We start from the raw sequence: 24,227 nt of genomic DNA, 5'->3' as shown, positions 1-24,227 counted from the left end.
GGGCCTCCTAGTGGCTGCCCCGCAGGTCCGCGGTGACGGCACCCTGCGAGATGACGTGGTAGCGATCGGCCTCGAGCTGCACGGACTGCACCCCGCCGCCGTACCAGTGGATGGTGGCCGTCACCGGGCCCGCGTGGTGGCCGAGCCCGAAGTGCAGGCGAGGGTCGGCCGAGGCGCTGAGGCCTCCCATCAACCCCACCTCCTGCACCTGCTGCACGGGGTGGCCGCCCTCCTCGTAGGACACGACGACGCGCGAGCCCACGGCGCTCCGGGCCGTGCGCTGCCCATCGCCCACGAGCGAGAGGGCCACGAAGTGCGCCGCGTCCTTCCCCGCTCCGTCGCGCAAGGTGTTGCGGTACACGGACACGGGCCCGTGCTGGTTGGTGATGACGGCATCCAGGTCGCCATCGTTGTCCAGGTCCGCGAGCAGCACGCCGCGCGAGTTGTCCGGATCATCGATGCCCAGTTCCTTCGCCACATCGACGAAGTGACCGGGGTCCTCGTCGCCGAGGTTCAGGTACGCGCGCCGGGGCTCGTTCGGATAGATGACGCGCCCGCGGATGTCGCCCCACTTGTCCGCGTAGGTATGGACCTCGGGGCCGGACTGCATGAGCTTGTGATTGACGTACCAGTAGTCCTTGCGGCCCGAGTCGTACAGATGGTCCAGCCGGTCATCGAGGTGGCCATTGGCCTGCACGAGGTCCGGCCAGCCATCGTTGTCGAGGTCCCCCGCCGCCGCGCCCCAGCCGAAGCGCCGCTCGTTGAGCGCACCGCGGAAGGTGGCCTCGTCCTTGAACTCGGGGACGAAGGGATCGTCTTTGCCCGGGGACACCATCCACAGCAGGCTGCCCTCGGCCTGCAACGCGTGGTGCACGTTGGAGACATAGACATCCAGCCACCCGTTGCGATCGAAGTCCGCCACGGTGGAGTTCATCCCCTTGTACGTGTCCTTGCCAATCTCCCCGAAGAGCTTCCCCTCGACGCGGCGGAAGTGCTTGCCCTGCTCGTTGAGGTAGACCTCGTCCGGGCCGAAGTCGTTGGCGATGTAGAGGTCCGTCCACCCATCCTGGTTCAGGTCCACCGTGCTCACGGCGAGCGACCAGCGCGTCTCCTTCAGCCCCAGGGCCGCCGAGTCGAGCTTCTCGAAGGTGCCATCGCCCCGGCCGCGGTAGAGCACGTTGAGGCCGCCGTTGTCGGCGTTGTGCCAGCCGTTGTGGAAGAAGCGCAGCATGCGCCGGTCGCCGGGGTACTCGGGCGGTGGCAGCTTGAAGAAGTTGAACGGCGTGGGCTTCTCGTAGTCCGGCAGGTGCGTGGTGAGCGCATTGGCCACGAAGAGATCCAGAATCCCATCGCGGTCATAGTCGAGCAGCGTCACCACCATGCTCACCGAGTGGTCTCCCATGCCGGCCTTGGTGGTGACGTCCTCGAAGGAGGGCGTGCCCGTCTCGCGCATCATGTTGCGCAGCAGCTTCGAGGGCCCGAAGGCCACGGCGATGGCCAGGTCCATGTCCCCATCGCCGTCGTAGTCCACGAAGGTGCCACCGGCGGCGGCGCCCTCGGTGGTGTAGCTCGCGGCGATGTGCTCGAGCGCGGGCACCTTCACGCGCTCGAAGCGGAAGTCCCCGAGGTTGCGGAAGAGCGCGGCGCGGTCCGCGTCCGACTTGAGCGGATTCGTCAGGAACAGGTCCAGCTTCCCATCCCCGTCGAAGTCCCCGGCGGCCACCGCGTCGCCCACGCTCAGCACCCACTTGGCCACGTGCAGCACGCGTGGATCCACGCGCGTCAGCACATCCCCCATGGTGGAGCCGAGCCCCGTGCGCGAGGCCTCCATGCGCTCCATGTGGAAGGGCAGCGGGCGATTCAGCGCGCCCGGCGTCACGGCGAGCGAGTAGCCCGCGGCCAGCGCGGCCCCGAGTCCTCCCACCGCCGCCACGCGCTTGAGCGGCCCGGGAGAGAACAGGCCCGCGAAGTACGCGCGAGGCCCGCGCTGCCACAGGGCGCGCCCGTGCAGGAAGAGGAAGCGCACGGTGGCGACGGTGAGGGCCGCGTAGAAGAAGGTGAAGACGCTCTCCTTGAGGTGGAGCACCAGGTCCACCAGCGTGAGGGCGAGCGCGAAGAGCACCTGGGCCCGCGGCGTCTTCGGAGACGTGCCGGGATCGGTGATCATGTAGAAGGTGAAGATGAAGAAGGCTGGCGCCCCGAGCGTGCCGAGGAAGAGCACCTCGGGCGGCAGGTGGTGGCGGAGGATGTACGCGCGCAGGCCCGTCTGCAGTGCGTAAAAGAAGAGGAAGCTCAGCACCAGCCACGTGCGGCCCACGCGGAAGAAGAAGAGCACCAGCGCCGCCATGACGATGAAGGCAGACAGGGCGATCTCGCCATTGGCCCACTGGTAGGCCGGCGCGGCGGTGATGAGCTCGCGGGTGAGGAGCAGCGAGGTGGCCACGCCGAACATGGACGGATTGAAGACGTGGCGGCCCTCGTAGGTGAGCACGTACTTGGAGCCGATGGTGAGCCACACCGGCAGCAACAGCAGCCAGCTCGAGTGCGAGTAATTGAGCAGCAGCGCCAGCGAGCAGCACGAGATGTAGCCACTGAGCGGCACCACCTTCTCGCGGCGCAGCAGCCAGCCGAGCCCCGCGTCCAGCACGCTCCCGCTGACGACGATGGTGGCCATCTGCCACGGGCTGCGGTTGAAGCCGAAGAAGCAGAAGCCCAGCACGCCATAGAGCGTGAGGATGGCCGCGAAGGGGATGCGCGCGTCGCTCCACCTCGGCCAGACCCAGCCCCAACGCTCGACACGGGGCGTCGTGTGCACCACGGTGCTCAGCGGCACCGCGTGTGTCACTGCCTGCTCAGCTCTCATGGGATGCGCCTCCGAGCGCGCGCCGAGAGTGCCGCGCCCCCGTCCCTCTGTCCAGGTTGGGCGGGGGGCTTGCATGTCCCCCCGGAAGCCTGCCCACCATCTCGCTGATTCCCATGTCTCCCTCCACTGGCGCGGCCCTCGCTGCAAACTCCGGGCACACCGCGCGCCCCACTCCCACCGAAGGTCTCCTGCCGCTGCGTGCCCCGGTGCCCGTGGAGCTCCTCACGCGCGCCACCCTCCCGGGGCTGTACCGGCTCGCGGCCGCGCAGTGGGCATGGATGGGGCTGTGCTGGGCCGGCATGGTGCTCGTCCCCGAGGCCGCTCCGGTGCTCGCGCTGCTCGTCGCGGGAAGGCTCCACGCGCTCGGCGTTGTCCTCCACGACGCCATCCACCTGCCCTGGCGCCACAAGGGCCCGGCCCTGCGCGTGCTGGAGCTCTTCTGCGGCCTGCCCGTCGCCACCACGCTCGAGGCCATGCGCTACCACCACCTGCGCCACCACCACGACGCGGGCCTGCCGAACGACCCGTACCGCCGCCCTCCCGCGAGTCCCTGGCGCCAGCTCGGCGTGTGGCTGCGCGTCTGCCCCATCCTCCCCTTCTGGGTGCTGCGCGGTCCCTTCGGCCTGCTCGCGTGGCTGCTGCCGCCGCTGCGCACCCCGTACGCGCGGCTCTTCCTCCAGGAGCGCTCGGGCCGGGAGCTCTCGCGCGACGCCGAGGTGCTCGCCTGCGCCCGCGCGGAGACGGGACAGGTGCTCTTCCACCTCGGGGTGCTCGCGGCGGCGCTGCGCTGGCCCACTGCGGTGGGGCTCGGCTACGGACTGCCCTTCCTGATGGCCTCGGGGCTGTGCGCCTGGCGCCTGCTCGCCGAGCACACGCCCGAGTCCGTCCAGGGCCGCACCCTGCGCGACGTGCTCGCCTGCACGTCGGACCATGGGTTGGGACTCGTGGGCCGGCTCCTCACCGCGCCCCTCCACGTGGGCTGCCACGTGGTGCACCACCTGCATCCCCAGGTGTCCCTGCACCACCTGCCCCGCCTGCGCGCCTGGTACCTCCTGCGCTACCCTGACCTCTACCCCCGCCCGCGCCGGCCCTGATGCTCTCCCCGCTCTCCCGCGTCCTCATCCTCGCCCTGCTCGCCCTGGCCGCGCTGCTCGGCTTCCTCTTCTGGCGCAAGCAGAACGTGCAGCGCTCCCGCGGCGGCCGCATCTCCCCGCCCAAGCTCGCCTGGCTCTTCTACGCCATCTTCCTCTGGTTCCTCCTCTGCCCCCTGGTGGCGCTCGACGCGGCGGTGGAGCCGAACCTGCGCGGGGTGCTCGGCGGCTTCGGCGTCCTCATGTGGGTGCGCGGCGGGGCCGAGCTCTACATGCTCTACGTCTCCCACAACTGGAAGCCGCCCTACGGCATCGGCCACGACGTGCTGTGCATCGCGTTCCTCCTCGGCGGCCTCTCCTGGTACCAGCTCCACCGCACGGGCCCGCTCTCCCGCCTGGACGCGTGGGCGCTGTCGCTGCTGGCACTCGTGCTGGTGAGCCTCTTCGTCGAGGTGATGTACGCCACGCTCTTCTTCCAGGCGGTGGAGGGACACACCACGGGTGAAGACGGCATCTGGTTCGCCGACGAGGAGCAGGCGCGCTTCCGCCGCATCAACCGCATCACGCTGGCCTGCAACATTCCGCTGTATGCGGGACTCGCCAGCCTGCTCGCGATGGCGCTCGGGTTCGGGGTATAGGAGGTGCCCCAACTTCCTCCCAGGCCGGTGCGAGGAAGCACGCACCCACTCGGGGGGACACATTCCATGACTTTCAAGACGCTCGCTTCCGCCACCCTTCTGTTCACGCTGGCACCGCTGACCCTCGCCTCGGCGCAGTCCTCCACCTATCTCGAAACGGTCGTCTTCGAGGCCGTGGACAGCTACGCCTCCGCTGACGGGCGGCTGTCCGTCACCGGAATCGTCACGGGAGAGGCCACGCCCCGGACCCTCGCCGTCGACATCAACTACTCGTTCCCGGGCCACATCGAGCTCGGGCGCTCCTGCGAGCGGCTGACGCTCATGGCCATGACGAAGCCCGGCCAGTACCTCCTCCAGGTGAGCTACTACAACTACGGCGCCAGCGACCATCCGCTCAGCACCTGCCGCCTCACCCGCCGCTAGTCATTCCCTCGCACGCGCACGAACAAAGGCGGAGCAGAGATATGACGCGATGGATGTGGATGGTGCTCGCGCTCGCGCTGGGCGGAGCACAGCTCGGCTGTGACGGCGGCACGGCGGAGCCCGACCCCAATGGGGACTCGGACGGCGACGGCGTGGTGAACAGCGAGGATTGCGACGACACCTCGAACCAGCGCTGGAAGCAGGTGCGGGTCTACCGCGACGACGACAAGGACGGGCACGGCTTCGGCTCGGTGGTGACGCTGTGCATCGGCGACGGGTTGCCCACGAGCTTCGCCCTCGACGCGGACGACTGCGCGCCCGACGACGCCACGCGCTGGCGGCTGCCGGACGATTTCATCTACGCCGACAGGGATGGAGACGGCGTGGCCTCGGCCACCCCGCTGAAGCTCTGCGTCGGCACGGGGCTGCCGGGCGGCTACAAGGCGGCGCTGGCCGAGGGCGAGGACGACTGCGACGACGCGGACGCGAAGGTGTGGACGCGGCGCGCGCTGTACGAGGACGGGGACCAGGACGGCTACCCCGGGGGCGCGCTCGTGCCGCACTGCATGGGCACGACGCTCCCGGCGGGCACCTCCGAGACGGCGACGGACTGCGCGCCCGAGGACCCCATGCGCTACACGATGGTGGCCTACGCCTACCGGGACGCGGATGGGGATGGGCGCACCGTGGCCGGGAGCGGCGAGGTGTGCGGCGGTGCCACCCTGCCCGCGGGCTACCACTCGAGCCCCAGCGCCTCCAGTGACTGTGACGACACGCGCGCCAGCGTGTGGCAGCTGCTCGGCGTGTACGCCGACTCCGACGGCGATGGCGCGGGCAGTGGCGCGCAGGAGCTGCGCTGCTCCGGCTCCGTCCCCGAGTCCGGCTACTCCCAGCTCGGCTCGGACTGCGCTCCGGAAGACAACACGCGCTGGATGACGCAGGCCTACTCCCACCGCGACGCGGACGGGGACGGCGCACGGGTGGCCGAGTCCGGGCAGGTGTGCGCGAACAGCGTGCTCCCGTCCGGGTACTTCACGTCGGCGGGCTCTTCCGCGCCCGATTGCGACGACACCAACCCCCTGGCACGCGTCACCTGGAACGTCTTCGCGGACGCGGACCTCGACGGCATGGGCGCGGGCCCGGGCGTGACGCTGTGCGCGGGCACCTCGCGGCCCGCCGGCTACGCGGACACCCACACCGACTGCGCTCCCGACGAGCCCTCGCTCTGGCAAGGCGCCACCTACCAGTACCGCGATGCCGACGGGGACACCTTCACCGTGGCCTCCGGTGGCTCGCTCTGCATAGGCGCCAGCCTGCCCGCGGGCTACACCCACTCGCCCAAGGGCAACGACTGCGACGACTCGCGCGCGGACCTGTACCAGGGCTACCAGGCCTACGTGGACGAGGACGGCGATGGCGTGGGCGCCGGCAGCGCAGCCCCCTTCTGCACGGATGGCACCGTGCCCGCCGGCTACTCGCTGAAGGGCACCGACTGCGCCCCCACCGACGCGGCGAGCTGGCAGCGCCTGCCCTACAAGTACGTGGACGCCGATGGCGATGGCCGCACCGTCCCCTCCACCGGCGACGTGTGCACGGGCGCGACGCTCCCCGCCTCCTACGCCACCACCGCCACCGGCAACGACTGCGACGACTCCCACCCCGCCCTCTACCTCTGGCGCGTCCTCTACCCGGACCGCGATGGCGATGGCGTGGGCGCTCCTCCCCGCACCGTCATGTGCCTCGACGACGGCCCCGTTCCCCCCGGCTACTCCCTCTACGGGTTCGATCCCGACGACTCCAACCCCGCCACCGCCTGGCCCTCCGAGGAGCCCGAACTAGAAGTGCTCCTTCTCGACGAGTGACAATACGCTTACCCGTTCAGAAACGGAAAACAGGATTTCGCGGGGTTGTTCCCCAGTTGAAGAATCTCTGCTAATAGTGCCTTCAACGTAAAAATCTACAACCCCGGGCTCTTGTGCGTGTGGGTCGGACCCGCATGGCAGGCTGCCTGCATGACGGCGGTGGGGAGTCTCCGGGCGATCCCCCCCGCTCGTAGCCCGCCGTCATGGCCGTACCTCCCCCCCCCTCCACTCGTAGGAAGGATGGACGATGAAGGCCACTTCTCTGAAAACCCGCGTGACTCGCACCCTGATGATGGGCCTGTGCCTGCTGGCGGCGCCCGCCGCCCGGGCCAGTGGCGTCCTGGTGCTGGAGCCGCGGCTGTCCACCGTGAAGCCCACCAGCCCCGAGCTCGAGCCGGAGACGCCGGTGCAGCGACTGGTGGTGAAGTTCCACGAGGGCACCCGGGTGCGTCTGCGCGGCGGCCTCATCCAGGTGCTGGCGAGCGAGCGTAGCAAGGCCGAGCACGGCCGCCTGGCGCGCCTCGGGCTGTCGGAGAACAAGGTGCGCAAGGACCTGGTGTCCGCGCTGAGGGTGTTGGCGCTGGTGCCGCGCATGGGCCCGGCGGGGCGGCTCTTCCGCCAGGACGAGCTCACCCTGGCCGAGCACAAGCGCCTCGCCGAGGAGCGCTCCGGCAAGGAGATGGCGGACCTGGACCTGTACTTCGAGGTGCCGTTGCGGCCCGGCACGCTCGCACAGGACGTGAACGAGCTGGTGATGAAGCTCAACGCGCTCGACAGCGTGGAGATCGCCTACGCCGAGGCGGCCACCGAGCCGGCCTTCTTCGGCCGTAGCTCCGAGGCGGACGCGGCCCCGTCCGCGGACTTCGAGGCGCGGCAGGGCTACCTGGACGCGGCCCCCGGCGGCATCGACGCGCGCTACGCCTGGAGGCTGCCGGGCGGCACGGGCACGGGCGTGAACATCGTGGACGTGGAAGGGGCCTGGAACGACTCGCACGAGGACCTGCCCCGCTTCTTCTACATGGGCGGCGTGCAGTACGGCGACGCGGGCTGGCGCAACCACGGCACCGCGGTGATGGGCGTGATGGTGGGCCAGGCCAACGGCCACGGCGTCACCGGCATCGCCCACGGGGCGCAGGTGGGCAACGAGGGCATCGCCGGCCAGAGCATCGCGAGCGCCATCACCCGCGCGTCGCTCGCGGCGGGCCGGGGTGGCGTGGTGCTGCTGCAGCTGCAGGCCAAGGGGCCCCGCACCGCGCGCGACTGCACCTGCAACACCAGCCAGTGCAATGAAATCCCCCTGGAGTACTGGGCGGCCAACTTCGACGCCATCGCCCAGGCCACCGCCAACGGCGTGCACGTGGTGGAGGCCGCCGGCAACGGCGGCGTGGACCTGGATGACCCGGGCTACCACGGCGCCTTTGATCGGACGGCGCGTGACTCGGGCGCCATCTTCGTGGGCGCCAGCACCGCCACCACGCACGCGCCCATGTGCTGGACGAACCACGGCGGCCGCGTGGACGTGCACGCCTGGGGCGAGAAGGTAGTGACGCTCGGCTACGGCGACCTGTCCGCCGCGGGAGAGAATCGCGCGTACACGGCCACCTTCAGCGGCACCTCGAGCGCCGCCCCCATCGTGGTGGGCGCGGTGGCGGACCTCCAGGGCATCGCCCACGCCGTGGGCCTGGGCGCCCTCGAGCCGCGCGCCCTGCGCGAGCTGCTGCGCGCCACCGGCACGCCGCAGGCCCCGAGCACCTGGCGCATCGGCTCGCAGCCCGACCTGCGCACCGCCATCCCCGCGCTGCTCTCGCGCTGAGTGGGCACTTCCCCTCTCCCTTCTTCGGGAGAGGGCGTTGACTCAGGCGGAGATTACCTGCTCGTCGCCGTGGAGCAGCCAGTGCCTCGCGGCGTCGTCGTCGGTGAAGCGGCGCAGAATCTTGTCCGTCCCGCTCTCGCGCGCCACCCGGTTGAGCTGCAGCACCGCCAGCTGGCTCTCCACCATCTCCGCCACCCGCTTCACCCCGTTGTGCAGCCCGAACTGCTGCACGTCCCGGAGCATCTCCGCCACCTCCGGCGAGGTGGGACGGAAGGTGCGCATGTCCGCCTTGACCTTCACCTCGCGCCCGGCGAGCCCGAGCGTGGCGGCCTTCAACTCCTCGACGAACGTCACCATCTCGTCGCGCCGGATGAGCCCATCCAGGACGAGCTCGATGACCGCATGCTGCTTGTCGACGTCAATCCTGTACACGAGCACTCTCCTTCCGTGCGGGGAACACACGGCGGGGGGAAAGAAGCGGGTCTGGGGAATGCGGAAGTCTGTCATGGCCTTCCAACTGGAGTGCCAGCACGCTCGTCGAGCTGTCAGGTAGTCAGCCTCTCTCCACCACGGAGAGTAGCAACTCCAGGCACCGCGCCGCCGTGGCCCGGCGGATGGCGGCCCGGTCCCCGGTGAAGACGTGGCGCTCGTGCACGACGGAGCCGCCCCGCCGGGCCACCGCGAGGTGCACGAGCCCCACCGGCTTGGCCTCCGAGCCTCCCGACGGGCCGGCAATCCCCGTCTCCCCGAGCGCCAGGTCCGCGGGCGAGTGGGCCAGGGCGCCCTCGGCCAGCGCGCGAGAGACTTCCTCGCTGACGGCCCCGTGGGCCACCATCAACGGCACCGGCACGCCGAGCAGCTCCGCCTTCGCCCCGTTGGAGTAGGGCACGAAGCCGCGCTCCACCACGGCCGAGGCGCCGGGAATGTCGGTGAGGCACGCGGACACCAGGCCTCCGCAGCTGGCCTCGGCCAGCGCCAGCCGGACGCCCGCGCGACGGCAGGCCTCCAGCACGCGGCGCGCCCGCTCTTCCAGTCCAGACTCCATTCACCCTCTCGGTTCCGCGGTGGCACAGATGACGGGCACCAGCAGCTCCTCACGGTAGCCCACGCCGACGTACCCCTCTCCCCGGCGGATGTGCACCGAGGGGTGGGGGAAGGACCAGGTGCCCTCGAGCAGCCGGCCCGGCGCCAGGGAGAAGCCCGCCCGGCGCAGCCGCTCGAGCCACGTCTCCACCCGCTCGTGCCGCTCGTAGCGCTGGCTGTCGTCCACCGCGCCGAGGATGTCCTCCAGCTCGCGGCCGAAGAAGAGCTTGATGCCGTTGCGCTCGCGCGCGGGCAGGCCCAGCTCGTCCACCAGTTGGAAGTTGTGGGAGAAGTGGTGCCACACGTTGCGGAAGCGCTCGGTGAGCGAGTCGGTGACATGGTCCGAGTGGGGCTCGCACAGCACCACGGCGGCGGGCTCCACGGCGCGCATCCGGTGGAACACGTCCTGCCGGTCCACGCCCGCGGCCATGTGGTGCAGGGCGAAGGCCGCGTGCACCACGCGAGGCCCGGGGCAGCCGCGCAGCAGGGCCCAGTCCTCCTCGTCGAGCGCCTCGATGACCTTGGGGATGCCCCGGAAGCGCAGGGAGATGCCGAGCTCGCGCGCCGTGTCCGTGAGGCCCGCCTCCGCCTGGCGCAGGCTGTTCACGTCGGGCTCCACGCCCACCACCGTGAGGTGCCGGGGCGCCGCGCCCTGGGCCGCCAACGTCCGCAGCAGCGCCAGCTCCTGCCGCCCCGTGCCCAGGCCCACGTCCAGCAGCGAGGCCTCCTCGTGCCCCGACAGCAGCCGGCACACCACGTCATTGGCGATGCGGCCCGCCAGGCCCACCATGGGTAGCCGCTCGGCCACCAGGTTGAAGAGGGAGATTTGCGGCAGCTCGAAGCGCCGCAGGTAGAGGTTCATCTGCTGGGCCTCGCCCACCCCCAGCCGCCGGGCGAGCGCCGTGGCGAAGAGGAAATACTGCATGTCCTCGTCCACCGCGTCGATGTCCAGCAGGCGCGTGAGCGCCGCCAGCGAACGACGGGCCGCCGACGACCGGCCCTCCTCAAGCTCCTCCAGAGCACGTGACAACACCGCAAATTTCTCCGAGCGCACGTCTCCCACCTCCCGGCATCACGGTAAGGCCAGGGCCCCGTGAGCGAATTGATTGATGGAGTCTTCTTTGGATCCCGGCGGGGTTGGAGGAGGAGCGCGGGAGCTGTGACGCGGAGGCGTGTTAGCGGCGCCGGCGCCCACCGCCAAAGGCGATGAGCAGCACGCCGCCCGCCACGCCCGCGCCACCGAGGATGAGGTCGCGCTGGGTGCGGTCGGAATAGCGGCCGGTGACCTTCTCCAGCGCGCGCTCGGAGAAGGAGCCGGTGGCGCGGTAGGCGCTCACCAGGAGCATGGAGCCAGCGACGACGAGCACGAATCCCAGGATGCGGGCGATTCCCACGGCGTTTCCTCTCGGTGGTGTGCAACGGCCGGGACCTCCCGGCGCGGCGCGCAGGTTAGTGCGGAACGGGCGCCCGGGGGGTAGCTTCCGCGCGCATGGCGACCTCCCTCCTCGAGACCTTCCTCACCCGCGCCCGGCAGTCCCCCGCCTGGCCCGTCCTGGACTTCGAGCAGCAGCGCTTCACCGCCGGACAGCTCGCCACCCAGGTGGCCGCCTTCGCCAGCGCCCTCCAGCGCCGCGGGTTGAGGCCCGGCGAGCGCGTGGCCCTCTTCCTGGAGAACAGCCCCGCCTTCGTCCTCGCCTACCTGGGCACCTGGTCCGCCGGGGGCGTCGTCGTCCTCGTCAACACGCAGTACCGCATGGTGGAGCTCGGCCACATCCTCTCGGACGCCGGGGCGCGCGTGTGCGTCACCGGGGCCGCGGGGGCCGCCGAGCTCGTCCCCCTGAAAGAGCAGCTCCCCGCGCTCGAGTGGCTCGTCACCGTGGAGCCTCCCACCGCTCCCGTGCCCTGGCCCTGCGTCGGCTTCGACGCCCTCCTCGCCGAGGGCGACGCCTCGGTCTCCCTCCCGCTGCCCCAGGGCGAGCAGCTCGCGGTGCTCGGCTACACCTCCGGCACCACCGGCCGCTCCAAGGGCGCCATGCTGCTGCACCGCAACGTGCTCGCCAACGTGCGCGCCGTCACCGAGGCCTGGCGTTGGACCGCCCAGGACAGGCTCCTGCTCACCCTGCCCCTCTTCCACACCCATGGCCTCATGGTGGGCCTGCACGGCACGCTCTACTCGGGGGGCAGCGTGGAGCTGCGCCGCCGCTTCGCCGCCCCCGAGGTGCTCTCCGCCCTGCGCGACGAGCCCTCGCTGACGATGTTCTTCGGCGTGCCCACCATGTATAGCCGGCTCGTCGAGGAGGCCCGCCGCACCGGCGTGCGTCCGCGCCCGCTGCGCCTGCTCGTCTCCGGCTCCGCGCCCCTCAGCCCCCAGCTCTTCCACGACGTGGAGGAGACGTTCGGCCAGCGCATCCTCGAGCGCTACGGCATGACGGAAACCATCATGAACACCACCAACCCCTACGAGGGCGAGCGGCGCCCCGGCACCGTGGGCTTGCCCTACCCCGGCCAGGAGGCGCGCGTGGTGGACGTGCGCACCCGCCAGCCCCTGGCCGCTGGCGAGACGGGTGAAATCGAGGTGCGCGGCCCCCACGTCTTCGCTGGCTACTGGCAGCGCCCGGACGCCACCGCCGAGGCCTTCGACTCCGAGGGCTGGTTCCGCACCGGGGACCTCGGCCTGCGGGACGCGGACGGCTACTTCCAGATTACCGGCCGCGCACGCGAGCTCATCATCAGCGGCGGCTTCAACGTCTACCCGCGCGAGGTGGAGGAGGTGCTCGCCAGCCACCCGGGCGTCGCCGAGGTGGCGGTGCTCGGCCTGCCGGACCCGGACTTCGGCGAGCAGGTGGTGGCCGTCGTCGTCCCCCGCTCGCCCGCGCCCGAGCCCCAGGCCCTGGTGGAGTGGTGCAAAGACAGACTGGCCAGCTTCAAGAAGCCCCGCCGCGTCGTCTTCGTGGATGCCCTGCCCCGCAACGCGCTCGGCAAGGTGCAGAAGCACCTGCTGCGCGAGCGACTCCCTTCCCCCCCTTCCGTGCAGTAGCCAACAGTCCCCTGAACGTTCGGGCACCTTCAGACACTCGCAACGGAATTCTCCTCGGGGCGTAAGAAGGGCCGGTAGTGTCCCATGGGCGAGAGGAGCGGCGAGCGTGAACGAAGCCGAGCTGTCCGAGGAGCCTGCCCGCCGGGTATCGACGGGGTCCTCGGGGCTGGACACCATCTTGAATGGCGGGTGGATTCACGGTGGCACGTACATGGTCACCGGTGCGCCCGGCACGGGGAAGACCATCCTCGGCAACCAGCTGTGCTTCTCGCACGTGACGGGCGGGGGCCGGGCCGTGTTCGTCACCCTGCTCACCGAGTCGCACGGGCGGATGATGACGCACCTGCAGCGCATGCACTTCTTCCGGCGCGACGTCATCGGCCAGTCGCTGCACTACGTGAGTGGCTACGCCACGCTCAAGAGCGAGGGGCTCGAGGGGCTGGCGCGGCTGCTCTACCACTCGGTGCGCGAGCACCATGCCACGGTGCTGGTGGTGGACGGGCTGCTGCCGATCCAGGAGAGCGCCGGCTCGGCGTTGGTGTTCCGCGAGTTCCTCCACTCGCTGGGGGTGCACAACGCGCTGGCCGGCTGCACCACGCTGGTGCTCACCAACCAGCAGGAGAGCGCGTCCGACCCCCAGTTCGCCATGGTGGACGGGGTGCTGGTGCTGGAGATGCGGCTGCAGGGGCTCAAGGCGGTGCGCGCCGCGGAGGTGACGAAGCTGCGCGGCGAGCCGCAGCTCACCGGCCAGCACACCTTCGAAATCAACGACACCGGGGTGTGCATCCACCCGCGCCTGGAGGCGCTCTACGCGCACCCGCCCCAGGACACACCGGAGGCGGGGCGGCGGGGCTTCGGCCTGGAGCGGCTGGACGAGATGATGGGGGGCGGGGTGCAGCCGCACTCGGCCACCATGCTGTTCGGCCCGCCGGGCAGCGGCAAGACGCTGCTGGGGCTGCACTTCCTGGAGGCCGGCGCGCGCCAGGGCGAGCCCGGGCTCTACTTCGGCTTCATGGAGACGGGCCCCCGGCTGGTGGCGAAGGCCGCCGGGGTGGGGCTGGAGCTGTTGCCGTGGGTGCAGTCGGGCCGGCTGGTGCTGGAGACGCGCGCGGCGGTGGAGCCGCTGGCGGACGCCCTGGCGCACGAGCTGCTGGGCCTGGTGGACAGACACCGGGTGCGCCGGCTCGTCATCGATGGACTGGAGCCACTGGTCCAGGAGACGATGGGCACCCGGCGCACGGCCGGCTTCCTCACCGCGCTCACCAACGCGCTGCGCTCGCGCGGCGTCACCTCGCTGATGACCTTGCAGACCAACGTGCTCTTCGGACCCCGGCTGGAGGCGAAGCTGGAGGGCCTGGAAGCCATCGTCGACAACATCGTGTTCCTCCGGTATGTGGAGCTGCGCTCCCAGCTGTACCGGATGCTGTCCATCCTCAAGATGCGCGAGAGCGACTACGAGCCGGCGTTGCGTGTATTCTCCATCTCGTCGCGAGGCATCGACGTGGCCGAGACCTTCGAGAGCGCCGAGGCCATCCTCACCGGCCAGGCCCGGCCCCTGGACGTGAAGAAGCCCAAGCGCTCGCGGCGCAAGAAAGCGGAGCGGCTCATGCCCTCCCGGCGACGGAGCCGCGCATGAGCAAGCTCCTCATCGTGGACGACGAGGTGGCCATCCTCGAAGCCCTCACGGACATCCTCTCGGTGGAGGGCTACGACGTGGCCACGGCCGCCAACGGCGCCGAGGGCCTGGAGCACGTGCACAAGGCGCGGCCGGACCTCATCCTGCTCGACTTGATGATGCCGGTGATGGACGGCCAGGAGATGCTGCGCCGGCTGAAGGAGGACCCGGACCTGCGCGCCATTCCCGTGGTGGTGATGAGCGCCGGGCGGGTGTCCAAGTCGGAGCTGCAGGGCAGCCGCTTCCTCGCCAAGCCCTTCGAGCTGGATGACTTGTTGGACACCGTGTCCGCGGAGCTCAACAAGCCGCACTGAGGGACGCGGCCCACCGGGCCCCTACCCGCCCGTGGGCGCGCGGAACAGGTGCGCGCGGTAGTGCGTGAGCTCGGCGATGCTCGCGCGCAGATCCGCCAGCGCCGTGTGCCCCGAGGACGTCTTCTTCATCGGCACCATGTCCGGGAACCACGCGTTGCCCAGCACCTTGATGCTCGTCACGTCCACCTGCCGGTAGTGCAGGTAGCGGTCGAGCATCGGCATGTACTTCACCAGGAAGCGCCGGTCCGTGTGGATGGAGTTGCCGCACAGCACGCCCTCGCCCAGCGCGCAGTGCTGCGCCACCAGCGCCGTCACATCCCGCTCGGCCACCCGCAGGGACGTCTGCGACTCGCGCACCCGCTTGATGAGCCCGTTGCGCGTGTGCATGTCCTTCACCACCGGCTCCATCCGCGCCAGCACCTCGTCCGGCTGCCAGATGACGCGCTCCACCTCCGCCTTCGGCACCAGGTCCGGTCCCGTGATGATGACGCCAATCTCGATGATCGCGGACTCGTCGGGGTCGAGCCCCGTCATCTCCAGGTCGAGCCAGATGAAACACGGTGGGGAAGTGGGTGCCGGCATGGGGCTCTCAGTGTACCCGGGTTTTCAGAACGGGGGCGGATACCCTCACCCCGGGGGGCTTGCCCCCCTCTAACGAGGGGGGGATCCTCTCCCGGTGGGAGAGGGAGTGGAGGCACTGTCTTCCTCCAGGAACGTGTGCACGTCGATTTCCGACTCCATCGTCCGGTGCACCGGGCAACGGTCCGCCATCCGCACCAGCCGCTGCCGCTGCTCCGTGCTCAGCGGGCCCTCCAGCATCACCGTCCGGTCGATGCGGTCCACCTTCCCCTCCTTCGTCTCGCAGTGGCTACAGTCCTCGGCGTGCACCTTCGAGTGCCTCAGCCGCACCGACACGTGCTCCAGCGGCCACCCCTTGTCGTTCGCGTACAGGCGCAGCGTCATCGCCGTGCACGCCCCCAGCGCCGCCGCCAGCAGCCCGTAGGGCGAGGGGCCCGTGTCTCCTCCTCCGTACTGCGCCGGCTCGTCCGCGCGCAGCCGGTGCCGGCCCACCCGGATGTCCTGGGCGAAGGGGCCCTCGCCCGCCTCGTGCACCTCCACCACGCCCTGCGACAGCTCCGGCCCCGCCTCGCGCTGCGCCTCCACCTCCCCCGAGCCCACGTACCTCCCCGCCCACGCCCCCAACACCGCCGCCGCGAAGCGCGCGTCCTCCGGCCGGCTCAACAGGTGGTCCGCTCCCTCCAGCGCCACGATGCTCTTGGGCTCCCTCGCCGCCGCGTAGAACCGCTGCGCGCTCCCCAGGCCCACCACCCCGTCCCCCGTCCCGTGCAGCACCAGCAGCGCCCGGCCCAGGCCCTGAATCAGCTCCTCCATCGGTGACTCGGTGAGCGCGTCCAGGAAGCGCCGCGAGAGGCGCAGCGCTCCGTTCCCCAGCGCCACCCTCGCCTCGCCCCGCGCCCTCGCCTCCTTCAACACCGGCGCCAGCAGCCCGTGCACATCTCCCGACGCGAAGGGCGCTCCGAGCGTCGCCACCGCCCTCGCCTCGGGCACCTCGAGCGCCGCGTGCAGCACCGCCGTGCCCCCCAGGCTGTGCCCCAGCAGCAGCCGCGGCGCCTCGCGCGTGGTGCGCAGGTGCTGCACCGCCGCCAGCACGTCCTCCACGTCCGAGAAGTCGTGCACCGTGGGCCCCGCTCCGCCCGCCTCCGTGAAGTCGAAGCGCAGCACCGCCAGCCCGTGCCCCGCCAGCGCCTCGCTGATGGCCTTCGCCGGGAAGAGGTCTCCCCCGCACGTGAAGCAGTGCGCGAACAGCACGTAGGCCACCGGCTTTCGCGCCGGCAGGTCCAACCTCGCCTCCAGCCTCCGGCCGCCGGCGCCCTGGAACGTCACTCTCTCGGTACGGGTCTCCATGGGCCTCAGGGTCTCGTCTCGAGCTGCGGCGAGCCTCCGAGGAAGCGCACGAACCAGTCCCCCGCCAGCGCCGCCACCCGCTCCAGCGCCCCCGGCTCCGAGAACAGGTGCGTCGCCCCCGGTATCACCTCCAGCGACCGGGGCCCGCCCAGCTGCTCCAGCGCGTCCTGGTTCAGGTCCAGCACGATGTCGTCCGCCCCGCCCACGATGAGCAGCGTCGGCGCCCGCACCCGCTCCAGCGCGCCTCCCGCCAGGTCCGGCCTCCCACCCCTCGACACCACCGCGCCAATCGCCTCCGGCCGGTCCGCCGCCGCCACCAGCGCCGCCGCCGCCCCCGTGCTCGAGCCGAAGTAGCCCACCCGCATCCGCCGCAGCTCCGGATGCCGGAACACCCAGTCCGTCACCTCCCCCAGGCGCCTCGCCAGGAAGTCGATGTCGAAGCGCAGCGCCGCCGTCACCTCGTCCTCCGCCTCCTCGTCCTCCGTCAGCAAATCGAACAGCAGCGTCCCCACCCCCGCCATCCGCAGCGAGTACGCCACGGAGCGGTTGCGCGGGCTGTGCCGGCTGCTCCCACTGCCGTGCGCGAAGAGGACCAGCCCCTGCGCCCCGTCCGGTACCGCGAGCGTCCCGCCCAGCCTCACCTGCCCCGCCAGCACCTCGAATTCCCGCTCCACCGCCATGTCGCTCCTCCTCCGCTGCTCAAACCCACCAGCCGTCCCCGGCGTTCATCGCCGCCTCGGGACTGCCCGGCTCCAGGTGCTGCCCGCGCGCCCGCCCCAGCAGCTCCTGCACCTCCTCGTCCGACGTCTGGCTGAAGTCGTCGTAGAACTCGCCCACCGCCATCATGAACTCGGCCGGGTGCGCGCAGACGAGCTCGTCCACCTCGGGGCGCAACGCGTCCAGCGACTCCACCGCCCCCACCGGCACCGCGAGGACGATTCTTCCCGGCCGCCGCTCCCTCAACGCCCGGATGGCCGCGCGCACCGTGCCGCCCGTCGCCACGCCGTCGTCCACCAGGATGACCGTGCGCCCCTCGAGCCGCGGCGCGGGATGCGCACCCCGGAAGCGCGCCACGCGGGCCGTCACCTCCTCCGCCTCCCGCTCGGCCGTCTGCATCACCACCGTCTCCGAGAAGCCCAGCGAGCGCATCATCCCCCGGTCCAGGAAGAGCGCCCCGCCCTCGGCCACCGCGCCCAGCCCCAGCTCCGGCTGCCCCGGCGCCCCCACCTTGCGCACCACCCACACGTCCAGCGGCGCCTCGAGCGTCCGGGCGACCTCGTAGGCCACGGGAATGCCTCCCCGTGGCAGACCGAGCACCAGCGGCGACTCGGCCCGGTAGTGCGTCAACAGGGCCGCCAGCTGCCGGCCCGCGTCCGTCCTGTCTCGAAAGCGCATGGGTCCCCCCCGGGGCATGGGTCTCCCTCTAGGAGAAGCACGGCGCGAGCCATTGGCTCCCGACGCCCCACCGAGGGCCCGGCCACCCACTCGGCACGGGTGCACCACCCTCCATGCCCTCTCCCCCCCGGAATGAGGGATGATGCGAGCACCCCGCCCCGGCCCCCCGGGGCCGCGGAGGGGACCATGGACCTGACCGTCTTCAGCGGCACCGCCAACCGCCCACTGGGTGAAGCCCTCGCCCGGGAGCTCGAGCGCTCCCTCGGCAAGTGCCACATCGAGCGCTTCCCCGATGGCGAGCTGCACGTGGAGCTCCAGGAGGACGTGCGCGGGCGCACCGTGTGCCTGATTCAATCCACCGTGCCCCCGGTGGGCGAGAACCTGCTGGAGCTGCTGATGATGGCCGACGCGTGCTGGCGCGGCGGCGCGGCGCGGCTCATGGCGGTGCTGCCCTACTTCGGCTACGCGCGGCAGGACCGGCGCGCCACGCCCGGCGAGGCGCTCGGCGGCAAGCTGGTGGCGGACCTGCTGGAGCGCGGGCACTTCGAGCGCCTGGTGGCGGTGAACCTGCACACGCCCTCGCTGGAGGGCTGCTTCGCCATGCCGCTGGAGCACCTGGACGCGGCCCACCTGCTGGCCGAGGCCGCCCGCCCCCACGCGGGCCCGGGCGCGGTGGTGGTGTCCCCGGACCTGGGCGCGGTGAAGCTCGCCGAGCGCTACGCGCGCCAGTGGGGGCTGCCGCTGGCCATCGTGCACAAGCGGCGCACGAGCGGCTCCGAGGTGAACGTGCGGGGCCTGGTGGGCGAGGTGCGCGGGCTGCGGCCCATCATCGTGGACGACCTCATCTCCACGGCGGGCACCATCGCGGCGACGGCGGAGGCGGTGCTGGAGGCGGGCAGCGCCGATGACATCACCGTGGTGGCCACGCACGCGCTGCTGGTGGGCCCAGCGGTGGAGCGGCTGAGCCAGGTGCCCGTGCGCCGCCTCATCTCCAGCGACAGCGTGGTGCCGCGCACGGGACTGCCCTTCCACCACGAGGTGGTGAGCCTCGCCCCGCTCATCGCCGACGCCATCCGCCGCGTCACCGGCGAGCGGCGCTGACGCGGGAGGACCTCCCGGGCGCGTTTTCCCGCAACTGGTCCGATGGTCGTACCAGTCCGCACGAAACGCGACCGGGGAGGGCTCCGCGCCTACTTCACGCACGGCTCATTCGATGGGGGATTGTTCTCGCACTCAGCCTCGCCACGGCGTCCTTCAGTGCAGCCGTCGGGCCGGGCGGGTTCTTCGGCCGCATCCCGTCGGCTCATCGTCTTCTCCCCAGGGGCGAACCTGCTCCGGGGCGATTCACGCGCCCGCCCGCTCGCGCCGCTGCCTCAGGCTCTCGAACATGAGGTACGAGAGCAGCACCAGCCCCGCGAACACCGCCGTCGTCCCCACCAGCCACTCGTACGCCAGCGGCTCGCGCACGTGGTCCACCACCGTCTCCAACAACGAGCGCGGCCGGTTCACCACGTTCCAGCTGTTCCACCGCTCGAAGCGCCCCAGGTAGATGCCGTAGCCGCACAGCACCGACGCCGCCAGCACCCCTCCCCACGCCACCGCCCTCCCCCACCGCTCCTCCAACAGCCGCTTCCACACCTCCAGCGACAACAACCCCAGCAGCCACCCCGTCGCCGCGAAGCTCGCCAGCAGCGCCGCGTCGAACCACATCGGCACGCCCGGCCTCGGCTTCAGGTGGATGAAGTCCGTGAGCAGGTACGGCGCGTTCGGGAACGCCAGCAGCCACGCCCCACCCAGCGGCAGCAGGTTCCACCACCTCCCCCGCCCTCGCGCGTGCACCACCCCCGCCCCCAGCGCCAGCCCGTACGGCACCCACGCCAGGAACAGGTTCCACACCAGGAAGACGAAGCTCGTCCTCCCGCTCCACTCCAGCCGCAGGTGCAGCAGCACCACCGCCACCGCGCTGCCCAGTAGCGCCGGCAACAGCCCATGGTGATGCAGGAGCGACAGGAGACGGGAGCGCGGAAGTGTCTTCATGGCATTCATCGCGGGTGTGGACGGGTCAAGGTGACACCGGGAGGTGTGGCCCGGGAGCCACGTCGTCAGGGCCAGAAGGCCTCCCACCGAGGAACAGAGCAAGCCCCGGGCCATTCCCCCTTCCTCCCGCTAAGCTCCCCCGCCATGTCCGACACGCTCCTCTCGAACCTGGAAGCCGGGGTCCTCACCCTCACCTTCAACCGGCCGCAGAAGAAGAACGCCTTCACCGGCGACATGTACGACGCGGCCGCCCGCGCCCTGCTCGACGCCGACCAGAACGAGGCCGTGCGCGTCGTCGTCCTCACCGGCGCCGGCAGCACCTTCACCGCCGGGAACGACCTCAAGGACTTCCTCGAGCACCCGCCCACCGGCGAAACCAGCCCCGTGTTCCGCTACCTGCGCGCGCTCGCGCACCTGTCCCGCCCCGTGGTGGCCGGCGTGGACGGCGTGGCGGTGGGCATCGGCACCACCATGCTCCTGCACTGCGACTACGTGGTGGCCTCCGAGCGCGCTGTCTTCAGCATGCCCTTCATCAACCTGGGCCTGTGCCCCGAGGGCGCCTCCAGCGTGCTGCTGCCCCGCGTGGCCGGCATGGCGCTCGCCTCCGAGCTGCTCCTGTTCGGCGACCCCTTCGACGCGGCCACCGCCCTGCGCGCCGGCCTCGTCAACCAGGTGGTGCCCGACGCCAGCCTCCCCGAGGTGGTGCAAAAGCGCGCCGCCGCGCTCGCCGCCAAACCCGTGGAGTCCCTGCGCCTCACCAAGCGCCTGCTGCGCGAGCCCCTGCGCGCCACCGTGGACGAGGCCCTCGCGCGCGAGGGCAAGGAGTTCGTCCAGCGGCTCGGCTCGGCCGAGGCCCGCGAGGCCTTCAACGCCTTCCTCTCCAAGAAGAAGTAGCCCGGACGAAGCAGCCCGGGCCGCGCCTCAGGCCGCGCCTTCCAGCAGCACCGCCTCCGAGGCCGCTTCCCTCACGCGCTCGGCCGACAGCTTCAGCCGCCGCACCACCCGCCCCATGTCCCCGGGCGACATCGGCGGCCACACCCGGGGGGGCGAGCGCGGACGGCTCGGCCGCGAAGCCCCGTCGCTCGCGCCCGGCTCGTCCGAGGGGGACGAGTGGGGATTCACCAGGGGAGTCAGGCCGTCGTCCTTCTCGTGCGCCATCGTCGCCTCCGCGGGGAAACCGCAGCCGTGATTGCCGGTCAAAGGCTAGGGGTCCCCTCCCGGACGGTCAAGGCAACCGGGCTCTGGCTGGAGAATCTGTTTTCCACCCAAAACCCGGAAAGCCCCGATTGTCGGACGAGCGACAGCGCTCAGCGGCCCGAGGGCGCCGGCAGCTTCTTCGGCGAGGCGAGGAAGGACTCGAGGGAGGTGCCCTGGGCCGCCTTGAAGGCGATGCACAGGTCCACGCTCTCGAGCACCTGGGCGAGCGTGCGCGGGCCGCCGGGAGCGCGCGCCATGCGCTCGGTGAAGAAGGCGGCGGCCTCCTGGCGGTGCACGGGGTCGCAGTAGGAGACGGCCGACAACGCCAGCCCCTCCACGCCCTCCTCGGGCAGCCGCGCGGCGAGCGCGTCGTAGTTCTCCTTCACGAAGGCGAAGGCCACGTCGCGCGTGCGCACATCGAAGCCGGCCCGGAAGAGCAGCCAGCCCACCTCGCGCACGTCCGTGCCCGGGTCCAGCACCAGCTTCAGGTTCTCGCGCACCAGCGCCGGGTCGTTGAAGCCGCCCAGCGCGTCGGTGAGCTGCTCGCGCTTCTTGCGCTCCTTCTCCGAGCGCAGGGCCGCCATCAGCTTGCCGTACAGGGCCGCGTCCCCATGCGAGGCGGCGATGCCCAGCGTGGTGCCCACCAGCTCCGGGGCAATGGCCTTGCTGTCGCCCACCCACTTCTCCGTCAGCTTGAGCGCCTCGGCCACCAGCTTCGGGTCCCCGCCCTGCTCGCCGGCAATCCGCAGCAGCGTGGGCCGCAGCAGCCGGGTGTCCTCGTCCTCGTTGGCGCGCGGGGTGAAGCCCAGCGCCCGGGCCCGCGCCCCGTAGGTGTCGCGCAGGAAGCGCTCGCGGTCGGCGCGGCGCGCGTCGGAGAGCACCGTGGGCCGCAGCAGGCCCACCAGCTCCAGCGACGCCTGGAACACCTGTCTGTCCTTCTCCCCCGCCAGCCCCGGCAGGAGGCCCAGCGCGTCCGAGGCCGCCATCGTCCCGGCGCTCACCAGCGCCTGCACGTCCCCGAGCAGCGCCACGCGCTCGGCGCGCGAGAGGTGGTGGCTCTCCGTGGACAGCAGCCGGCCCAGCATCTGCGCGTCCAGCGAGGTGCGGTAGTAACCGGCGCCGTCCGCGTTGGGCAGCAGCCAGGTGGGGCAGCCCTTCGCCTCGGGGAGAGGCAGCTCGGCCGTCTCGCCCTGCAGGACGGTGCAGGCGCGGCCGGACACGTTGCCCGAGCCGTAGCGCACGCACAGCGGCACCTTCCACGTCTGCTTCGCGTCCGCCGCCGAGCCCACCGGCAGGAAGCGGCTCTGCGACAGCTTCACCGTGGGCACCTTGCCCGAGCAGTCCAGCCGCGCGCTCACGAGCGGCGCGCCGCCCTGGTCCAGGAAGGAGCCCAGCACGCCGGACACGTCCTGGCCCGCCTCGGCGGACAGGGCGTCGAGGAAGTCCTTCGCGGTGGCGTTGCCGAAGGCGTGGGCGCGCAGGTGGCGCTGCACGCCGCGCTGGAAGACGTCGCGGCCCAGCCAGCTCTCCGTCATGGCCAGCACCGTCGAGCCCTTCCCGTAGGTGATGCCATCGAAGGCGTTGAGGACGTCGTCCTCGCTCTCAATCGGCTGGCGGATGCGGCGCGCCGACAACAGGCTGTCGGAGCCCAGCGCGTACGAGCGCTCGCGCACGCGCTCGATGGGGGCGTCCCACGTGGGCTGCGCGCCCTCGACGAGGCGCGGCGTGGCCCAGGAGGCGAAGGCCTCGTTGAGCCACAGGTCGTCCCACCACGCCATGGTGACGAGGTCGCCGAACCACTGGTGCGCCAGCTCGTGCATCTGCACGTTGTAGAAGCGGCGCTGCCGGCCGATGGAGTCCTCGGCGGGCTTGGAGAGGATGAGCCCCGTGTTGAACGTCACCAGGCCCGGGTGCTCCATGGCGCCCCCGAAGAGCGGCACGGCGAACACGTCCAGCTTCTCGTACGGGTAGGGAATGCCGAAGTACTTCTCCAGGTGGCCGAGAATCTCCGGCGTCACCTTCGCCGCGTAGGTGCCCTCCACCGCGCGGCCCTTGGGGGTGATGATGCGGGTGCGCACCGCCTTCTCGCCCGAGGGCCTGGCCTCGAGGAAGTCGAAGGGGCCCACGCCGAAGGCGATGAGGTAGCTGGGCAGCGGCTGGGTGCGCGCGAAGCGGTACGTGGTGGTGCCCCCGGCGCCCGGCTCCTCGTTCACCAGCGGCGAGTTGGTGACGGCCACGTTGCCCGCGGGCACGTGGAAGGTGAGCTGCCAGGGCACCTTGAAGCCCGGCTCGTCGAAGCACGGGAAGGCGCGCCGCGCGCCGAGCGGCTCGAACTGGGTGTACGCGTACCAGTCCCCGCCGTCCTGGGCGCGGAAGGGCCCGCTCGTCTCGCGCTCGGAGAGCGTGCCCTCGTAGACGAGCCGCAGGTGCGCGGCGCCGGGCAGCAGCGTGCGCTCGGGGATGAAGCCGAGGAAGTCCCCCTGGCCCTTCGTCTGGGTGACGGCCACGGGCGCGCCGCCCACGGTGAGCACGGCCTCCTTCACCGTGACGCCATGGCCGAGCAGCCACACGGCGTCGGTGGCCTCCTTCACGTCCAGGTCGATGTCCACCACGCCCTGGAAGCCAGGCTTGGAGGGGTCGACGGTGAGCTCGACGGCGTAGGAGGTGGGGCGCACCTGGCCAGGCAGGCGCAGCGTGGGAGAGACGGGCGCGGGCCGGGCCGCGGGGGCCGGAGTCGCCTGGGCCTGGGCCGCGGGAGCGCTCGCGGAGTCTGGAGTGGGCACGGGCTGGCGGGCGCCGCAGGCCGTCAGGGCGGCGAGCAGGGCGAACGAAGCACGTCGGTTCGTCTTGGGCATGGCCGGGGGTCTAGCCCA

General features: G+C 71.4%; 22 protein-coding genes. 10 read left to right on the top strand and 12 right to left on the bottom strand.

The window, feature by feature from the left end; translation table 11 throughout:
- Nucleotides 1–7: 7 nt before the first annotated feature.
- Nucleotides 8–2,863 (bottom strand): FG-GAP-like repeat-containing protein, encoded by a 2,856-nt coding sequence (locus ACJ8AN_RS12910; RefSeq protein ID WP_407755617.1) that lies wholly within the window; start codon nt 2,861–2,863, stop codon nt 8–10.
- 113 nt (nt 2,864–2,976) lie between these two features.
- Between ACJ8AN_RS12910 and ACJ8AN_RS12905 the strand changes: the two genes are divergently transcribed.
- From ACJ8AN_RS12905 to ACJ8AN_RS12885, 5 genes are all read left to right on the top strand, one after another.
- On the top strand, nt 2,977–3,957 hold the full coding sequence (locus ACJ8AN_RS12905) for a fatty acid desaturase family protein (protein WP_407755616.1): 981 nt from the start codon (nt 2,977–2,979) through the stop codon (nt 3,955–3,957).
- Complete coding sequence (locus ACJ8AN_RS12900; RefSeq protein WP_407755615.1) at nt 3,957–4,592, top strand: hypothetical protein; 636 nt, start codon at nt 3,957–3,959, stop codon at nt 4,590–4,592. The genes ACJ8AN_RS12905 and ACJ8AN_RS12900 overlap by 1 nt, the downstream gene beginning before the upstream one ends.
- Before the next feature lie 66 nt (nt 4,593–4,658).
- Nucleotides 4,659–5,015, top strand: a complete 357-nt coding sequence (locus ACJ8AN_RS12895; RefSeq protein ID WP_407755614.1) for a hypothetical protein — start codon at nt 4,659–4,661, stop codon at nt 5,013–5,015.
- Nucleotides 5,016–5,056: 41 nt separating this feature from the next.
- On the top strand, nt 5,057–6,877 hold the full coding sequence (locus tag ACJ8AN_RS12890; protein ID WP_407755613.1) for a hypothetical protein: 1,821 nt from the start codon (nt 5,057–5,059) through the stop codon (nt 6,875–6,877).
- 247 nt (nt 6,878–7,124) lie between these two features.
- Entirely contained in the window at nt 7,125–8,690 is a 1,566-nt protein-coding gene (locus tag ACJ8AN_RS12885; RefSeq protein ID WP_407755612.1) for a S8 family peptidase, read from the top strand.
- A 42-nt stretch (nt 8,691–8,732) separates the two neighbouring features.
- Here ACJ8AN_RS12885 and ACJ8AN_RS12880 read toward each other — a convergent pair whose 3' ends face one another.
- The 4 genes from ACJ8AN_RS12880 to ACJ8AN_RS12865 form a co-directional block, all read right to left on the bottom strand.
- Nucleotides 8,733–9,122, bottom strand: coding sequence for an STAS/SEC14 domain-containing protein (locus ACJ8AN_RS12880; RefSeq protein WP_407755611.1), 390 nt, complete (start codon nt 9,120–9,122; stop codon nt 8,733–8,735).
- Nucleotides 9,123–9,243: 121 nt separating this feature from the next.
- Nucleotides 9,244–9,735 carry a CinA family protein gene (locus ACJ8AN_RS12875; protein WP_407755610.1) on the bottom strand — a complete coding sequence of 164 codons (492 nt, stop codon included), beginning with the start codon at nt 9,733–9,735 and terminating at the stop codon, nt 9,244–9,246.
- Complete coding sequence (locus tag ACJ8AN_RS12870) at nt 9,736–10,806, bottom strand: GRAS family protein (RefSeq protein WP_407755609.1); 1,071 nt, start codon at nt 10,804–10,806, stop codon at nt 9,736–9,738.
- A 142-nt stretch (nt 10,807–10,948) separates the two neighbouring features.
- Nucleotides 10,949–11,167, bottom strand: coding sequence for a DUF3185 family protein (locus tag ACJ8AN_RS12865; RefSeq protein ID WP_407755608.1), 219 nt, complete (start codon nt 11,165–11,167; stop codon nt 10,949–10,951).
- Nucleotides 11,168–11,262: 95 nt separating this feature from the next.
- Between ACJ8AN_RS12865 and ACJ8AN_RS12860 the strand changes: the two genes are divergently transcribed.
- From ACJ8AN_RS12860 to ACJ8AN_RS12850, 3 genes are all read left to right on the top strand, one after another.
- Nucleotides 11,263–12,810: a class I adenylate-forming enzyme family protein gene (locus ACJ8AN_RS12860; RefSeq protein WP_407755607.1), complete on the top strand. Its 1,548-nt coding sequence runs from the start codon at nt 11,263–11,265 to the stop codon at nt 12,808–12,810.
- A 106-nt stretch (nt 12,811–12,916) separates the two neighbouring features.
- Nucleotides 12,917–14,446 (top strand): RAD55 family ATPase, encoded by a 1,530-nt coding sequence (locus ACJ8AN_RS12855; RefSeq protein ID WP_407755606.1) that lies wholly within the window; start codon nt 12,917–12,919, stop codon nt 14,444–14,446.
- Entirely contained in the window at nt 14,443–14,799 is a 357-nt protein-coding gene (locus ACJ8AN_RS12850) for a PleD family two-component system response regulator (protein WP_407755605.1), read from the top strand. Before ACJ8AN_RS12855 ends, ACJ8AN_RS12850 begins: the two co-directional genes overlap by 4 nt.
- A 21-nt stretch (nt 14,800–14,820) precedes the next feature.
- On the opposite strand, the gene orn is transcribed toward ACJ8AN_RS12850, so the two are convergent.
- The 4 genes from orn to ACJ8AN_RS12830 form a co-directional block, all read right to left on the bottom strand.
- Nucleotides 14,821–15,381, bottom strand: a complete 561-nt coding sequence (gene orn / locus ACJ8AN_RS12845) for an oligoribonuclease (RefSeq protein WP_407755604.1) — start codon at nt 15,379–15,381, stop codon at nt 14,821–14,823.
- Nucleotides 15,382–15,450: 69 nt separating this feature from the next.
- Complete coding sequence (locus ACJ8AN_RS12840; RefSeq protein ID WP_407755603.1) at nt 15,451–16,725, bottom strand: bifunctional alpha/beta hydrolase/OsmC family protein; 1,275 nt, start codon at nt 16,723–16,725, stop codon at nt 15,451–15,453.
- 5 nt (nt 16,726–16,730) lie between these two features.
- Complete coding sequence (locus ACJ8AN_RS12835) at nt 16,731–17,405, bottom strand: dienelactone hydrolase family protein (protein ID WP_407755602.1); 675 nt, start codon at nt 17,403–17,405, stop codon at nt 16,731–16,733.
- Between the two features lie 19 nt (nt 17,406–17,424).
- The gene (locus ACJ8AN_RS12830; protein WP_407755601.1) at nt 17,425–18,120 is read right to left on the bottom strand and encodes a phosphoribosyltransferase; all 696 of its coding nucleotides are present in this window, start codon (nt 18,118–18,120) and stop codon (nt 17,425–17,427) included.
- Between the two features lie 186 nt (nt 18,121–18,306).
- On the opposite strand from ACJ8AN_RS12830, the gene ACJ8AN_RS12825 reads away from it, so the two are divergent.
- Nucleotides 18,307–19,221 carry a ribose-phosphate diphosphokinase gene (locus tag ACJ8AN_RS12825; protein WP_407755600.1) on the top strand — a complete coding sequence of 305 codons (915 nt, stop codon included), beginning with the start codon at nt 18,307–18,309 and terminating at the stop codon, nt 19,219–19,221.
- A gap of 243 nt (nt 19,222–19,464) precedes the next feature.
- On the opposite strand, the gene ACJ8AN_RS12820 is transcribed toward ACJ8AN_RS12825, so the two are convergent.
- Nucleotides 19,465–20,157 carry a DUF1361 domain-containing protein gene (locus ACJ8AN_RS12820; RefSeq protein ID WP_407755599.1) on the bottom strand — a complete coding sequence of 231 codons (693 nt, stop codon included), beginning with the start codon at nt 20,155–20,157 and terminating at the stop codon, nt 19,465–19,467.
- Between the two features lie 144 nt (nt 20,158–20,301).
- Between ACJ8AN_RS12820 and ACJ8AN_RS12815 the strand changes: the two genes are divergently transcribed.
- Nucleotides 20,302–21,051, top strand: a complete 750-nt coding sequence (locus ACJ8AN_RS12815) for an enoyl-CoA hydratase (RefSeq protein WP_407755598.1) — start codon at nt 20,302–20,304, stop codon at nt 21,049–21,051.
- A 27-nt stretch (nt 21,052–21,078) separates the two neighbouring features.
- Here ACJ8AN_RS12815 and ACJ8AN_RS12810 read toward each other — a convergent pair whose 3' ends face one another.
- Both ACJ8AN_RS12810 and ACJ8AN_RS12805 read right to left on the bottom strand, forming a co-directional pair.
- A complete protein-coding gene (locus tag ACJ8AN_RS12810; RefSeq protein ID WP_407755597.1) occupies nt 21,079–21,315 on the bottom strand; it encodes a hypothetical protein in 237 nt (78 codons plus the stop codon).
- A gap of 149 nt (nt 21,316–21,464) precedes the next feature.
- Nucleotides 21,465–24,209, bottom strand: a complete 2,745-nt coding sequence (locus tag ACJ8AN_RS12805; protein ID WP_407755596.1) for a M1 family metallopeptidase — start codon at nt 24,207–24,209, stop codon at nt 21,465–21,467.
- Nucleotides 24,210–24,227: the final 18 nt, after the last annotated feature.

Source organism: Archangium sp., assembly GCF_045802675.1.
Taxonomy (GTDB): domain Bacteria; phylum Myxococcota; class Myxococcia; order Myxococcales; family Myxococcaceae; genus Archangium.
This window is presented reverse-complemented; position numbering and strand designations above follow the sequence as displayed.